Here is a 15,107-nt window from a genome sequence, read left to right as displayed (position 1 = left end):
AGAAAGAACATTCGACAACAATAAATTCATAAAATAGACAGCAAAATTTTACATATCGAACTCTTATCAGAGAAGCTTAAATCCCCATAGACACAAGATTTTTTACAGCCTCAAAGATTATTGATTTTATCTTTTATTTTGCGTTTTAACTTAAACGATAAACAAGAAGAATATTGCTCGCTTTTAATCAGCAATTCGTAAGCCCCCATAACTCCAATAAAATAGCAAAACCCAAAAAGTCCTATTGCCAGTCCCAAAAACACAAACGAATGGTACTCTGACCAACCAAACTTGCCGCTCATAGTTAAAGATACTACCAGAATACCGACTATAAATAAAATAATACTTGGAACGGACATAGCAACATAAATTCTCTTTTTTGCTTGATACGCATTAGATAATTCTTGCAAATACGCATAATCAAGTATCAGAGGTTCTTCTCTCAAGACTTTGTATTGTTCTTGTTCCGAAAATGAGCCTAAAACAAAAGAACTAATGCCTATGATAATAAAAATTGCCACTCCTAAGAAACGCCATGTCAAATTAGATGTAAACATGACATATGGTATTCCCGCCAATGCCCACGACATAAATCCTATACCGACATATCTGCATATTTTTTTCTGGTTTGCGATAAATCCTGTTGCCATTTCCTTGCTTACATAATATCCTCTCTCGTTTATAGTGTTAGAGGATTTCTCGTCTTTCAACAGAAAGTCTGTAGATGTTTCAAAGATATTGGATAATTGTAACAGCTTTTCTGTTTCCGGAAATCCTTGATTATTTTCCCACTTGCTAATCGCCTGTCTGGTTGTTCCGATTTGTTCGGCAAGTGCTTCCTGTGAAAGCCCTTTTTCTTTTCTTAACTTAAACAATTTTTCTCCGAATGTCATATGTGCCCTCCTTGGTTTGTTTTGATAGGTCAATCTTATCGGATTAGATTGTAACTTTCTATCTTTTCTGAATGGAACATTGTCAACAGTGTGTTGCGAATATGTTATATTCAGCAAAATGACGGTTTTTTTGCCGTATTTCGACACTCTCTTCATTTTTTATAACATGACATTCCATTGACGGGTTTATATGTTATAATATACGGGAGGTGATGAAAATGCGGGAAAGCAGATTATTTAGAATTGTATATTATCTTTTACAGAACGGAAAGGCAACCGCCCCCGAACTTGCTCAAAAATTTGAAGTATCAATCAGAACCATTTACAGAGATATTGACTCCATAAGCAGTGTTGGAATCCCTATTTATGCAACACAGGGAAAAGGGGGAGGTATTTCTATCCTTAACGATTATACGCTGGATAAATCTTTGTTTTCTGAACAAGAACAGGAACAAATGCTAACAGCACTACAAGGAATGATTGTGACCACAGAAAAAAACTCTAATGAGTTGCTTACAAAGTTAAGCGGTTTATTTCAGATAAAATCTACAAATTGGATTGAAGTTGATTTTTCAGACTGGGCGCATCGTACCCCACAGCAAGATACATTTAATATCATCAAAGAAGCCATTTTCCAAAAGAGAACTATTTCCTTTTGCTATTTTAGCGGAAAAGGAAATAAAGAGAAAAGAAATGTAAGACCTATTCGGTTAGTATTCAAGAGCAAAAGCTGGTATTTATATTCTTTTTGCCTGTTAAGAAATGATTACCGCTTTTTTAAGTTGACGAGAATAAAAGAGCTTGAAATGCTGTCTGAAACTTTTACGCAAGATTTAACACCGACAAAAATCGAAAAACAAATACAAGTTGAAAATACTGTTGCCGTTAAGTTGAAATTTGACAGGCAAGCGGCTTTTCGTGTTTATGATGAATTTACAGATAACATAACAGAAGATTCACAGGGAAATTTATATGTCCAAGTAGATTTACCCTACAATGAGGTTCTGTATTCTTATGTGATGTCTTTTTCGGATAGCGTTGAGGTAATAGAACCACAGTCTATACGGGAGCAGATGAAAAAAAGATTACAGAAAATGCAGGAAAAATATAGAACATGACATTGGGCGTCAGGTTATATTTGATACACTGTTTCCATAAGGAGGTGCTGATATGAAATTTGAATGGAGAAAGCACGAAAAAGCTCTGTATGGAGCAAAGAGTATACCCGCTTTGGTAGATATACCCATACAAAATTTTATTATGATTAAGGGAAGCGGAAATCCTAACGACACAGATTTTTCAGATAAGGTAGGAGCTCTCTTTTCATTAGCGTATGCTATTAAAATGGGTTATAAATCTACTGCAACTAAAAATATTTTATCAAATGAAATCCACGACTTTACGGTTTATCCTTTAGAGGGTATCTGGAAACAGAAAAACGTTGAAACGGAATCTGCTACGGGTAAACTCATAAAAGAAAATTTGGAATATACCATTATGATACGTCAGCCGGATTTTATCACAGCGGAAATGGTATGTGCTGCATTGGAAAAGGTAAAAATTAAAAAGCCAAACAGACTGTATGAAAATATTATTTTTGATACGATACATGACGGAAAATGTATTGAAATTCTGCATACTGGCTCATATGACAATGAACCATTCTCTTTTGAGCAAATGGATAAATTTGCAGAAGAAAATGGTCTGCAACGCATATCAGATTGTCACAGAGAAATCTATTTAACTAATAGAACAAAAGAGGATAAGCTTAAAACAATTTTGAGATATAAGGTAAATTAGAAAACAGTAAATCTATCGAGCCAGTGACAAGAATATAAAGCTATATTTGAAATTTAGTTTTAGTAATCAAGGGGCAACGACTTAAAATGTTGTTGCCCCTTTAGATTATAAACAGCAACCATAAACCAAGCACCGCCCCATGTGGGAGAAAGGGGGAAATTTCTATGACTTGCACAGAAGCATACAGGGAACACATCATGTATTCTTTCAATGCCTTTTGCAAAGTTGTCATACGCTATGCCGCTATCAACGCATGGCACGACAGAAACAGGCGGCAAAAGAAATATCCTTTGAATACCTCACAGAAGAAAAGTTCTACCCTCTAAGCACATCAGACGAATTTCTCAAATCACCTTACGAACAATACCCTGTTACAATCTGCGGTCAGACAATTATCCTCACTAATGGGGAGCTTGCTGCCGCCCTGTTATCCCTGCCGGAGAAAAAGAGGGAAATCATTTACCTTTATTTTTTCGGGAATTACACACAGCAGGAAATCGTGGATTTATACGGACAATGCAAGAATACGGCATGGCATTACATACACAGCGCATTACAGATGTTGCAGAAAGAAATGGAGGGATTTTCACATGGGGAATACTAACCTTGTGCCATATGAAACCATTGTCCGAGCGACAAACGGCGAGCCGGAAGCCGTGGAGGAAGTTTTGCGGCATTACAGCAAGAGAATCCGGCTTGCCGCCCTTGAAAAAAGATTATTCGGGCAAAAATGATGTTCTAATATATTCTTACCCGGTAGAACGCAAAAAACTTCTTAATAGTAAAATTGCTTTGGTGTGGCTATTGGCAGCATTTTTTATGATATGCGGAACGGTCGTAATGTACGTTATTTTTTCATTATCAGAAAAGCTGTTCCCATTAGTACCCGATCATCTATCTGCTGCATTGTGCGTAAAAGTTTTTTCTGAAACTATGCTATGTCTGTTTCTTTCTTTATTGGAATTATTTCTGTAAGAATTGGGTTCGCAAAAAAATCTATACAGACAACGATCATTGCGTCTGTTATTATATGTGCCTGCACCGCAAATGTAATATCGACCATGAGCTATTCCTACATTCCTGCTATTGTATTGTTTTGTGTAGCAGCGTTTTCAGCATTTATTTCTTATAGAGGGCTTAAAACCAAAGTTGAAATTGCAGAAGTATAAAACTTGGCATTGACTTAATATTTCAGATATACCAATATCTGCCCGGCGGCAGAAAAGAAAAAAATGAAAGACTGGTTCAGCGTTTTCGAGGATGCCATGCAGACGCAGTATGAGGAACGCACCAGGGGCTTGGAATTGCCCTTGCGTTGTTGTGGCAGCCCAAATTGCTTATCCTGGATGAACCGACAAATGGGTCAGACCCGATTGGCATTTAAGATTTGCATGAACTTATCAGGAGTTTCCTGCAAAAAGGGATTACTGTCCATACTGCCAGCCATATACTCTCCGCCGCCTGCCTCCTAAAACGATCATTACATGGAAATGTCCGTTCATAACATTGACAAAACGATAGTTCCATTTTTGCCGATATATATAATATCCTCTTATAAGGCAGGTGATAAAATGCTTTCAATAGCAGTATGTGATGATGAAGTTATAGAATGCTGCAACATGGCAAAGAAAATTAAAGAAGTAATGGAAGAAATGAAAAAAGCATGCATTATCCGCCAGTTCAGAAGCGGCGGGGAGTTACTGCAGGCGCCGGAAAGTTTCGATATTGTTTTTCTTGATATTATGATGCAGGATCCGGATGGAATGAAGACGGCACAGATGCTCCGTGAAAAGGCATCCAATAAGATACTCATTTTTGTATCGTCCAGCAGGGAGTATGTGTTTGAAGCGTATGACGTGGAGGCTTTTCAATATCTGCTGAAGCCTGTAGATGAGAGGAAACTGAAAAGGGTACTGCAAAAAGCAACCCTCAAAACCCAAAGGCATTCACAAGAATTTATTATTGTCAGCAGGGAAAGGCAGAAAAAGAAGTTATTTCTTGATGATATATACTATTTTGAGATAAAGGGGAGGGTGGTGGATGTTCATGGAACGGAGGGCATTTTTACCTACTACGAACAGATAAAGGATCTGGAAAACAAGCTACAGGATAAAGGCTTCTTCAGATGCCATAAAAGCTATCTGATCAATCTGAAATATGTTGACGGGTATAACAGGCAGGAAGCAATTTTGGACAATGGAAAAAGAATTGTGATTGCCAAAAGAAGATATGAGGCGTTCTGCCAGGAGGTGCTTAAGGTTATGCGGGAAAATGGAGGAGTTCTATGAAACAACTCATAGACTATGCAGATATTCTAATTGAAGCGCCATGTTATCTGGGATATTTATGTATGGCGGATAAATTCTGTAAAAAATATCTGGGGGCTTCAAAAAGAAAGGAACTGATGTTTATTGTTTTCTCTTTTGGCGGTCATCTTACGCTGAATATTGCGAATATACGTTATACGGGTCCATATATACTCTATGCGATACTGTATAATATATTGTTTATGGGACTGGTGCTATTGCTGTTTGGGTCAGGCTGGGAGAAAAAAATCTTGGCAGCTTCCCTGCTGATGACGGCGGTCAGGCTGGCGGGAAATTTTTGCAGCTCCTTTTTATCATGCCTGATACTGTTTTTCCGATATACAGTCCAAAAAATCCCAGAACCATTTTTAAGCGGGTGGGAATCCGGGCTGATTGTCTGCGCTTACTATTGCCTTACCATATACGCTGTCTATTGGATGTGGGGGTGCCTTGCACCTGTTTTTGACGGTAAGCCGGGGAAATGGTACGCAGCGCTGGCAATTCCTTTGCTGATGCTCATTACAGTATTTGATGTGACAGCATGGGGCGCATGCCACGGGATTATGGTAAGAAGCGGGGGAAACATGGGACTGTATTATGACCAGATTTTCAGCCATGCCGAATTTGTATTTCTGACGCTTTTTTCTATGGCTGCGGTAGGCTTCTATGTGTTTGGGATGCAGCGGATTTATGCTGAACAGGAAAAAAACAACCGGTACCATTCCCAGATTGCTGTCTACAAAATGCTGGCGGAGCAGTACAGGCAGTCGGAGGGGTTGCGGCATGACATGAAAAACCATATCATTGCCCTGTCGGCGCTTTCACGGAATAAAGAATGGAAGAAACTGGACAGTTACCTGAAAAATATGGAAAGCAGCGGGATGGAGAGCGGCGGGGATATGACGGGCAGCAGCGCGGTGGATGCGCTTCTGTACCAGAAGCGGAAACGGGCCAGGGAAGTGGGAATCCGGTGGGAATGCGATGTGCAGGTGCCGAAAGAGGGGAATATGGATGAGTTTGACTTATGTATCTTATTTGGAAATATTCTGGACAATGCAATAGAAGCGTGTGAACGGCTGCGGTGTAATGAAGATAGGTTGATTCATATTCAGGCCAGAACCGTTAAAAAATGTTTTCTTCTTGAAGTGAAAAACAGTATGGACAGGACAGAAAAATATACGGAAGGATTTACAAATAAAGATAACCCGCAGGAACATGGAATCGGTCTGCTCAATGTAAGTGATGTGATGAATAAATATGACGGGGTAATGAATACCGAAGCTGAGAAGGGAATTTTTGTAATATCCATTTTAATGCCGCTTAAATGCCGCATGTGACATCAAAACGACTGTTTGGAACATAAATCTAATATCTTTATTTGTGCTGCCGAAAGAAAAAATAAGGGGCTTTATGTTTCCCAAAAGGGTGATAAGGAGGAGTATTATGCATACAAAGACAATGGAAGGGCTTGTAGGGGCAAGGACAAATATGAATCAGCTTAATACCCCTATGCGCATTTACAAGGAAGCAAGGCGTAGAGGAGATACGGCAACAATGGAAAGGGCAATGGGATATGTCAATGACTTTTCCGACAAGGCGCAGGAGTATAAGGCAAAAGCTGACGAAGGAATGGAGGAAGACGCAAAGGAAACCAGGGAAAAAGCGAAGTTACAGTGCGAGGAGGCGATCCGGAAGCGTAAAGAAGAACGTGAAAAACTGGAAGAAAAGGCCAGAGAAAACAGGAATGCTGATACCAATATGGATAACGTGGAAATCAGCGAGGAAGGAAAGGCGTTCATAAAGGATAATCCGGATATGGATACAACGGAGGCGGAAACAGATGGACTCAAGAGCAATGGCATAAAAGAGCCAGTGACCTATACAAAGGAAGGGGAGGCGGTTCTTATGGAGCAGGAGGCAAGGATTTCGGTTTCTGTGTAAAAAATAGTTTTCATACAAATTATAAAGATATGGGCTTGACATAAGTATAACACCGTGTTATTCTTTTGGATATAACACGGTGTTATACTTTTTAGGAGGATACTATATGCTACAACAAATATCGGATGCGGAGCATGAGATTATGAAGATTATTTGGGGAAATTCCCAGGAAGTGACGTTGTTTCCCTATATCATGGAAGAACTGACCTTAAGAGGGAGGCCATGCCAGAAAAACACACTGATTGTGCTATTGTCACGGCTGGTTCAGAAGGGATTTTTGAAAGCTAAGAAGATTGGACGCCATAATGAATATACTGCTTTGGTTTCGGAAATGGAATATCAGACAGAGCAGACAAAAAATTTCATGAATAAGATGTATGAGGGAAGCGCAAAAGAGTTGGTGTCTAACCTGATTTTTGGAGATTTGCTAGCGGATGAAGAATATGAAGAATTGAGAAGTCTGCTGGAAAAAGGGCGGAAGGCATAAGCCTGGAAGTTTACTTCCAAACTTTCTATTAAAACAGTACCGCAAGCTATGTTTACGGTATGCAGGGGGTATAAAAATGAGTATGGTTTTGAAACTATTTTTGTCTATGTCTTGTTCCGGCGCTTTGCTTATTGTGGCACTGTTTTTGGGCAAAGGATTTTTGAAAGATAAGCTCAGCAGACAGTGGCAATATTATATCTGGCTCATTGTGATTATGAGGCTGCTGCTTCCTTTTCGGACCGAAATAAATCTGATGGGAAAGACCTATCAAGCCATGGAACAGAGGATGGTTCAGGAAGAAATCTTACAGCAGTCACAATCTCCGGATGTGATGGAGGACAGCCTTCCGGCTGTGGGGCAAGAGCGGGAAAATGAAATGCAGGAAGCGGACGATGGTGCAGGCGCGTTGACGGCCGTACATCCTTTCAGGGACATGATAACGTTGCTGACAAGCCATATCTGGCTGGTCTGGCTGGCGGTTGTATTGGGAATGCTAATACGGAAAGTAACAGTTTATCAAAGCTTTGTGCAGTATGTAAATTCCGGCTCAGTCCCGGTATCTGATATGGATAGTTTAGACCGACTTTCCCTTATCGCAGAACAGATGGGGATTCATAGGCCAGTGGAGCTGTGCGTCAATCCGCAGATTTCTTCACCTCTGTTAATGGGATTCTTTCATCCATGCATTGTATTGTCAGGTGTGGATATTTCCGAAAAGGATTTTCGGTATATCATGTTGCATGAGCTGACCCACTATAAGCGGAGGGATATGTTCTATAAATGGCTGGTGCAGTTAACAGTCTGCCTGCACTGGTTCAACCCGCTTGTGTATCTTATGAGCCGGGAGATTACCAAAGCATGTGAGTTTTCCTGCGATGAAGCTGTCCTTGCAAAGATAGGATATACAAACGCAGAGGATTATGGGAAAACATTACTTGACGCGATGGCAGCAGTTGGGAAATATAGAGGTTCTCTTGGCGCTGTCACCCTAAGTGAGAACATAAAAATATTGAAAGAGAGGTTAAACGCAATTATGAACTATAAGAAAAAATCTATGGCGATTCAAATATTGACAGGAGCGCTGACCCTGTGCATAATTTTGGGGGCATCTATTTTGGGTGTTTATCCTGTTTTGGCAGCGCCCAATCAGAAGTCGGAACATGCCGAGGTATTTTCCGCTCAGACGGAGCGATATTATGAGGCTGGCAGTTTGCCTCTGTTCCAAATTGCATTTTCCAGATTGGATGAGAAAGAACAGCTTGCATGGCTGGAAAGGCTCTATGCAGATGATGCAATCCCTTTCTTTTCCATTGCGGCAAGCGTGTTAGATGGGAACTCTTCACTACTTGCCGGCTTTGCAGAAAAGGCATATACGGATGGCAAGACCGGCTTTTTTTCCATTGCAGTAAACGCGCTGGAAGGGAATCATTCATTTCTTGCCGATTTTGCGGAAAAAGCATATACGGATGACGAGACTGCGTTTTTCTCTATCTTAGCAGACTGTATGGATGAAAGGGAACTGGAATCCTACCTGGAGAGGGCATTGGAGGATGGCTATCGGAATTTCCAGTCACTGCTGTATGATAAACTGGCGCTGAATGAAGAAAAAGATATCCAGGAAGAAAAATGGGAAGAACAGCAAATAGCAGAATATCAGGCCGTGGGTGTTACAAAGGATGGCAAGAATTATTACTACCAGGGACATCTGGTCAACATTTTCATGGATATTTGGTCCAACCGCGCTTATCATACTTTAGAGATAAACCCGGCCGGAACAGTGAATATTAGGCTCACCCGTGGAGAGAATGGGAAAATTATAGACGTTTCCTATATGGATGAGGCGGAAGTGGTTGAATTGCTGGGCGATAGGAAGGATCCTGATGATTTCTGATTTTCATTTTACCCTGGGGGTTGACTATTTGGAGGAAAAGACGATAAGGACAGCGGTTATATGACAGGAAGCGGGGAAGAAGAATGATTGACATATACTATGTAGAAGATGATAAGGTCATAGCCCAGGCAGTGAAAGACTTTCTTGGGCAGCGAGGCTATAGGATTTCAGTTTTTCCTACGGTTGCCGGCGCAAAAGAGGCTTTGCGGGGCATGCGTCCAACCCTTGTTTTGGTGGACTGGAATATGCCGGATGGGAGTGGCAATCTGCTTGTACGGTGGATTCGTTCTAAATGGAAGGATCTGCCTGTTATTTTTCTTACGGTTCGTGGAGATTCCTGCGATATTGTTTCCGGCTTTGAGAATGGCGCGGATGATTATGTGGTAAAACCTTTTGAACTGGATATTTTGCTTTCGCGTATCAAGGCGCTGCTGCGGAGGATGGGGGATGTTTCAAAACAATATTTATCCTGCGGTTCCATAACCCTGGATCTGAACAAAATGTCGGTTTATAACAACGCGGAGGAAATAAGTTTAAGCCCGTCAGAATACCAGCTGCTTTTATATCTGTTACAGAACAAGGGAAAAACAGTTACAAGAAGAAAAATATTGGAAGAAATCTGGGACAGCAGTGGGAACTATGTGAATGACAATACACTCACTGTTACCATGAAGCGTCTGCGTGAAAAGCTGCATCAGCCGGCCAGCCTGAAAACGGTCAGGAGCGTAGGATACCGAATGGAGGAGACGGAATGAGCGGAAGAAAAAATATGATGATTCTGACAGGGCTTGTTTTGTCTGTAAGTGTACTTGCAGTTTCAATCGCCACCATGCTTTTGACAGATTATTATAATCATACACATATGCAGATGCTGGGTGAAATCTGCCAGAAAGTGATAGAAAAACAGCCAAAGGCACAGCAGACAATATTGGAGGTATTGAAAGAATATCAATATGGACAGACTAACGTGCCAAAAGAAAATATTCTTTTGGCATATGGCTACGGCCCCTCATACTTTGGAGGGTCGGCGGTCAAGTATAGTGGATTTTTTTCGGCTGCCGGTTTTCTGGCAGGGGTGCTGTTATTTCTTATTACGTGTATGCTTTGGCGGCAAAAGGAGAATATGCGCATTAAAGTATTGACAGAATATCTGGAAAAGGTGAATATGGGATGCTGCGGCGTTTTGCTCCGGACAGGCGAGGATGACTTTTCTAAATTGCAGGATGAAATCTATAAGGTAGTGACCGAATTGCAGCAGACAAGGGATGCGGCGGTCAAAGCGAAAAATAATTTTGCGGAAAACCTTTATAATATCGCCCACCAGATCAAAACGCCTATCACTTCTATTTCCCTGTCCATGCAGATGATGCGGGAGAATCCGTCTTTACAGCATCTGGAACAAATAAACAGGCAGCTTTCCCGTATGACACATTTAGAGGAGGCGCTGTTACTGTTATCACGTATTGATGCCGGAACTTTGTCCCTGAAACAGGAGAATGTTGATGTTTTCACGGTTCTTATGCTTGCTGCGGATAATCTGCAGGAAATATTTTCAAGGGCGGATGTCTCCGTTGATATACTGGAATTGGGTGAAATGATGATTCGTGCGGACATGGAGTGGACAATGGAGGCAATCATGAATGTTTTAAAAGACTGCATGGAACATACGCCGCCGGGAGAGCGTGTCCACTGTTCCTATGAACAAAATCCGCTTTATACGCAAATCAGGATTTGGGATACGGGAGCCGGATTTGCGAAAGAGGACATCCCGCACCTTTTTGAACGGTTTTACAGGGGGCGGGAGATGAAAGGAGAGGGGATAGGGATCGGCCTGGCCCTTTCCAAGGCGCTCATAGAGGCGCAGAATGGAACGATCACGGCACGGAACCTTACAAATGCCGGCGCCTGTTTTGAAATCCGTTTTTACAGTCACTGAGTTGTCACTTAACGTTGCTATAATAGAATTATAAGCAATGTACAATTCATGACAGGAGGAAATAAGGCATGGAGATTTTGAAATGCGAAGGGATTCAAAAGTTATACGGCGCCGGAAACAGCAAGGTTACGGCTTTGGACAAAGTGGATTTGTCCGTGGAGAAGGGAGAATTTGTGGCAATTGTGGGGGCTTCCGGTTCCGGAAAATCTACCTTACTGCATATCCTTGGATCCGTGGATAAACCTACGGAGGGAAAGGTCATCATTGAAGGAACCGATATTTCAACCTTGAATCAAACCGAGGCAGCTGTCTTCAGACGCAGGAAGGTGGGGCTGGTCTATCAGTTTTATAATCTGATACCAACGCTTACTATTCGGAAAAACATCCTGATGCCGCTGCTATTGGATAAGAAAAAGCCGAACCAGGAATATTTTGAACAGATAGTCGGATCCTTAGGAATCGCCGACAGGTTAGAATCACTCCCGAACCAGTTATCAGGAGGCCAGCAGCAGCGGGCAGCGATTGCACGGTCTTTGATATACCGTCCGGCGATCCTTTTAGCGGACGAGCCCACGGGAAATTTGGATCAGAAAAATTCAAGAGAAATCATTGATATGCTGAAATTATCCAACCGTAATCTGAAGCAGACCATTTTGTTGATTACGCATGACGAGAAGATTGCGCTTGAGACAGACCGCATTGTAACCATAGAGGATGGGCGGATTGTCAGCGATGAGAAGCGGGGGTGAGCAGTATGTGGAAAAATTATGCAAAAGATTATATAAAAAATAACCGCACTTCCGGTATATCTATCATGGCGGCATCCTTCATTGCCGCATTGTTTCTCTCTTTTCTTTGTTGTCTGTTTTACAATTTCTGGCTGGATGGCATTGAAGGGACGAAATTGGAGGACGGCGACTGGCATGGCCGCATCACCGGGGAAATCAGTGGAAATGATCTGGCGGCTGTCAATCATTTTGCCAATGTGGAAAAGGCGGTAGTGAATGAGGAATTATCCGGGGAACAGGGAACCGTGATGGATGTGTATTTTTCTAACAAAAAGACGGTATATCAGGATATGCGCGCCCTGGTAAATATTCTGGGATTGCCGGAAGATGCGGCCGATTACAATTATCAGCTTTTATCCCTTTATTTTGTCCGTATTCCGGGGGACGATATGCCAAGGCTTCTGATGCCGGCCTATCTGGTGATCGTGGTGATTATGTGCTTTTCTTTGATACTGGTAATCCATAATTCCTTTGCGGTATCTATGAACAGCAGGGTTCACCAATTTGGAATTTTTTCAAGCATTGGGGCTACTCCGGGGCAGATTCGGGCATGTCTGATACAGGAGGCGCTTGTTCGCGCTGCCGTGCCGATTATGGCGGGGATTTTGTCAGGAATTGTTTTCAGCTTTGGTACCGTTTGGGGAATGAACGCTTTTGCAAAGAACCTTGTGGGAGGGCGGCAGATGTCCTATAGCTGCCATCCGTTTCTTCTGCTTCTTGTCCTTATCTTATCTATCCTTACAGTGCTTGTTTCCGCATGGCTTCCGGCGAGAAAGCTAAGCAGATTGACTCCGCTTGAATCAATCCGGGGTACGGATGAATTACAGCTTAAAAAAAGGCGTATGGGATTTTGGGTAAAAAAGCATTCCCCTATTTTATCCACATTGTTCGGAATGGAAGGAGAAATAGCCGGAAATGCGATAAAGGCCCAGAGAAAGGCTTTGCGTACCACCTCATTGTCACTGACACTGGCTTTTTTTGGATTTATGACAATGCAGTGCTTTTGGACGCTTTCCGGTATCAGCACAAATCATACCTATTTTGAAAAATACCAGGATGCATGGGATGTCATGGTGACGGTGAAAGATACTCCCATAGAGGATTTTACACTGGCAAAGGACATTCGGGAACTGTCAGGAGTAGACAGCAGTGTTGTATATCAAAAGGCGGAGGCGGTGTGCATATTGCCGGAGGAAGCGCAAAGCCAGCAGCTGCTGGCAGCAGGCGGTTTGGAAGCGTTTTCAGGTGAGCCTCAATTTTCTGGTGAGGGAGCTTTTCAGGTAAAGGCGCCTCTGGTTATATTGGATGATGAAAGTTTCGGTGAATTCTGTGAACAGATTGGAATTGCGTTCCGGCTTGACGGGGGCATTGTCTTAAACCGGCTATGGGACAGTGAAAACAGTAACTTCCGTTATCCAAAATACATTCCCTATGTGAAAGATGATATGGAAACAATTGTTTTGCATAACGCTGCCGCCAAAGGAGACAGGGCATTTGAAAGCATGACAGAGATTCCGGTGCTGGCTTGTACACAGGAATATCCGCTTCTGCGGGAAGAATACGAAAAATCCGACTTTCCGCTGGTAGAGTTTCTCCCTTTATCCCTGTGGAAGGAAATCAAAAGGCAGATAGGCGGAGCGGAGCAGGATGCTTATGTCCGGGTACTGGCAAATGACAGGACAGAACCGGATGCAATGAATATGCTGGAAGATGAGATAATGCAGGTGGTCAGCCGGGAATATGAAGTGGAAAGCGAGAACCGTATTCAGGAGAGAATAGACAATGATAAAATGATAGGGGGGTATGAACTGATATTAGGCGCGTTTTGTGTTCTGCTTGCAATCATTGGGATCGCCCATGTGTTTTCCCATACTTTGGGTTTCCTGCGTCAAAGGAAACGGGAATTTGCACGGTTACAGTCTGTTGGACTTACACCGGCAGGAATACGCAAAATATTTTGCATTGAGGCTCTGGTTATTGTCGGACGTCCGGTGCTTATCACATCAATGTTGACAATAGTGGCTGTGGCGCTTATGATTAAGGCGAGTTATTTAGACCCTATAGAATTTATCAAAGTGGCGCCGGTTCTGCCGATTCTGGCGTTTATTATAACTGTCTTTGGGTTCGTGGCATGGGCATATTACCTCGGCGGAAAAAAGATACTTAAGGTCAATTTGGCGGATGCCCTGCGGGATGATACTATGATGTAGAATGTTTGTAAAGTGATACGCTTGTTTTATTTTTGACAAAAAAGAGCTGGCAGACGTCAATTTGAACCAGAAACAGGACGAGAAAAGATTGAAATAAATGCATGTTTCACAGAGAGGGAATGAGGTATGTACAGGATTGGAATCTGTGATGATGATAAAGCATTATGTTCCGGATTAGAAGAACAAATTTATCAAATTGCAAAAGAATTGTCAGTAAAAGTCGATGCTGAAGTTTGGTACTCCGGTGAAAGTATGCTGCATGATTTACAAAATGACATACAGGTGGATTTGATTTTTCTGGATATCGAATTGGTACAGGCAGATGGTATATCAATAGGTAAGTTTATTCGCAATAGAATGGAGGACATCAATACTCATATCGTATATATATCTTCCAAGCAGACGTACGCAATGCAGCTGTTTAAGGTTCAACCTCTTGATTTTCTGGTAAAGCCCGTATCCGGTGAGCAGATAAAGGAAGTTCTTATCAGAAGCATCAGGCTAAAGCAAAGCCTCAGAAACTGCTTCGAGTACCAAAAGGGGAGCGTAATATTCAGGATTCCGACAAAGGATATTGTCTATTTTACGAGTATGGATAAGAAAATCAAACTGGTTGCAAGGAACAGCGAAGATGAATTTTATGGAAAGCTGAAAAGTATCATAGAAGAACTTCCCGCCGATTTTATGATGATACACCAGTCTTATATAGTCAATCAGCTATATGTCGGCGAATACGCCTACGATTATGTGAGAATGTCTGATGGAACTGTTTTAAGTATCAGTAAGCCATATCGGAAGCAAATAAGAGATAAAGTAAAGCAATACCGGAGAACGGAAATATATGGTCAATAGATT

At 41.9% G+C, this 15,107-nt stretch carries 14 protein-coding genes and 2 pseudogenes; 15 read left to right on the top strand and 1 reads right to left on the bottom strand.

Annotation, left to right across the window (positions count from 1 at the left end; translation table 11 throughout):
* Positions 1–110: 110 nt before the first annotated feature.
* Positions 111–893 carry a helix-turn-helix domain-containing protein gene (locus D5281_RS10445; RefSeq protein ID WP_160560097.1) on the bottom strand — a complete coding sequence of 261 codons (783 nt, stop codon included), beginning with the start codon at positions 891–893 and terminating at the stop codon, positions 111–113.
* Between the two features lie 218 nt (positions 894–1,111).
* Here D5281_RS10445 and D5281_RS10440 point away from each other — a divergent pair, with 218 nt between their 5' ends.
* From D5281_RS10440 to D5281_RS10375, 15 genes and pseudogenes are all read left to right on the top strand, one after another.
* Positions 1,112–2,011: a helix-turn-helix transcriptional regulator gene (locus tag D5281_RS10440; RefSeq protein WP_160560096.1), complete on the top strand. Its 900-nt coding sequence runs from the start codon at positions 1,112–1,114 to the stop codon at positions 2,009–2,011.
* 52 nt (positions 2,012–2,063) lie between these two features.
* A complete protein-coding gene (locus D5281_RS10435) occupies positions 2,064–2,693 on the top strand; it encodes a GyrI-like domain-containing protein (RefSeq protein WP_160560095.1) in 630 nt (209 codons plus the stop codon).
* A 164-nt stretch (positions 2,694–2,857) separates the two neighbouring features.
* Positions 2,858–3,297, top strand: a pseudogene (locus D5281_RS10430) (RNA polymerase sigma factor).
* Positions 3,284–3,427 (top strand): helix-turn-helix domain-containing protein, encoded by a 144-nt coding sequence (locus D5281_RS10425; protein ID WP_160560094.1) that lies wholly within the window; start codon positions 3,284–3,286, stop codon positions 3,425–3,427. The pseudogene D5281_RS10430 and the gene D5281_RS10425 overlap by 14 nt, the downstream one beginning before the upstream one ends.
* A 548-nt stretch (positions 3,428–3,975) precedes the next feature.
* A pseudogene (locus D5281_RS25605) lies at positions 3,976–4,164 on the top strand (lantibiotic ABC transporter ATP-binding protein); the annotation flags it as partial.
* A 100-nt stretch (positions 4,165–4,264) separates the two neighbouring features.
* Entirely contained in the window at positions 4,265–4,981 is a 717-nt protein-coding gene (locus D5281_RS10420; RefSeq protein WP_160560093.1) for a LytR/AlgR family response regulator transcription factor, read from the top strand.
* The gene (locus D5281_RS10415) at positions 4,978–6,336 is read left to right on the top strand and encodes a sensor histidine kinase (RefSeq protein ID WP_160560092.1); all 1,359 of its coding nucleotides are present in this window, start codon (positions 4,978–4,980) and stop codon (positions 6,334–6,336) included. The genes D5281_RS10420 and D5281_RS10415 overlap by 4 nt, the downstream gene beginning before the upstream one ends.
* A 106-nt stretch (positions 6,337–6,442) precedes the next feature.
* Complete coding sequence (locus tag D5281_RS10410) at positions 6,443–6,940, top strand: hypothetical protein (protein ID WP_160560091.1); 498 nt, start codon at positions 6,443–6,445, stop codon at positions 6,938–6,940.
* A 106-nt stretch (positions 6,941–7,046) separates the two neighbouring features.
* Positions 7,047–7,427 (top strand): BlaI/MecI/CopY family transcriptional regulator, encoded by a 381-nt coding sequence (locus tag D5281_RS10405; protein WP_160560090.1) that lies wholly within the window; start codon positions 7,047–7,049, stop codon positions 7,425–7,427.
* Between the two features lie 76 nt (positions 7,428–7,503).
* Positions 7,504–9,318, top strand: a complete 1,815-nt coding sequence (locus tag D5281_RS10400; RefSeq protein ID WP_160560089.1) for a M56 family metallopeptidase — start codon at positions 7,504–7,506, stop codon at positions 9,316–9,318.
* An 83-nt stretch (positions 9,319–9,401) separates the two neighbouring features.
* Positions 9,402–10,073 (top strand): response regulator transcription factor, encoded by a 672-nt coding sequence (locus D5281_RS10395; RefSeq protein ID WP_160560088.1) that lies wholly within the window; start codon positions 9,402–9,404, stop codon positions 10,071–10,073.
* Entirely contained in the window at positions 10,070–11,254 is a 1,185-nt protein-coding gene (locus D5281_RS10390) for a sensor histidine kinase (RefSeq protein ID WP_160560087.1), read from the top strand. Before D5281_RS10395 ends, D5281_RS10390 begins: the two co-directional genes overlap by 4 nt.
* Positions 11,255–11,322: 68 nt before the next feature.
* Positions 11,323–12,003, top strand: a complete 681-nt coding sequence (locus D5281_RS10385; protein ID WP_160560086.1) for an ABC transporter ATP-binding protein — start codon at positions 11,323–11,325, stop codon at positions 12,001–12,003.
* 5 nt (positions 12,004–12,008) lie between these two features.
* Positions 12,009–14,252, top strand: coding sequence for an ABC transporter permease (locus D5281_RS10380; protein ID WP_160560085.1), 2,244 nt, complete (start codon positions 12,009–12,011; stop codon positions 14,250–14,252).
* A gap of 126 nt (positions 14,253–14,378) precedes the next feature.
* Positions 14,379–15,104 carry a LytR/AlgR family response regulator transcription factor gene (locus tag D5281_RS10375; protein ID WP_160560084.1) on the top strand — a complete coding sequence of 242 codons (726 nt, stop codon included), beginning with the start codon at positions 14,379–14,381 and terminating at the stop codon, positions 15,102–15,104.
* Positions 15,105–15,107: the final 3 nt, after the last annotated feature.

The organism is Parablautia muri, assembly GCF_009917485.1.
Taxonomy (GTDB): Bacteria; Bacillota; Clostridia; order Lachnospirales; family Lachnospiraceae; genus Suilimivivens; species Suilimivivens muri.
Note: the sequence above shows the minus strand (reverse complement) of the source record. Positions and strands in the feature narration are given on the sequence as shown.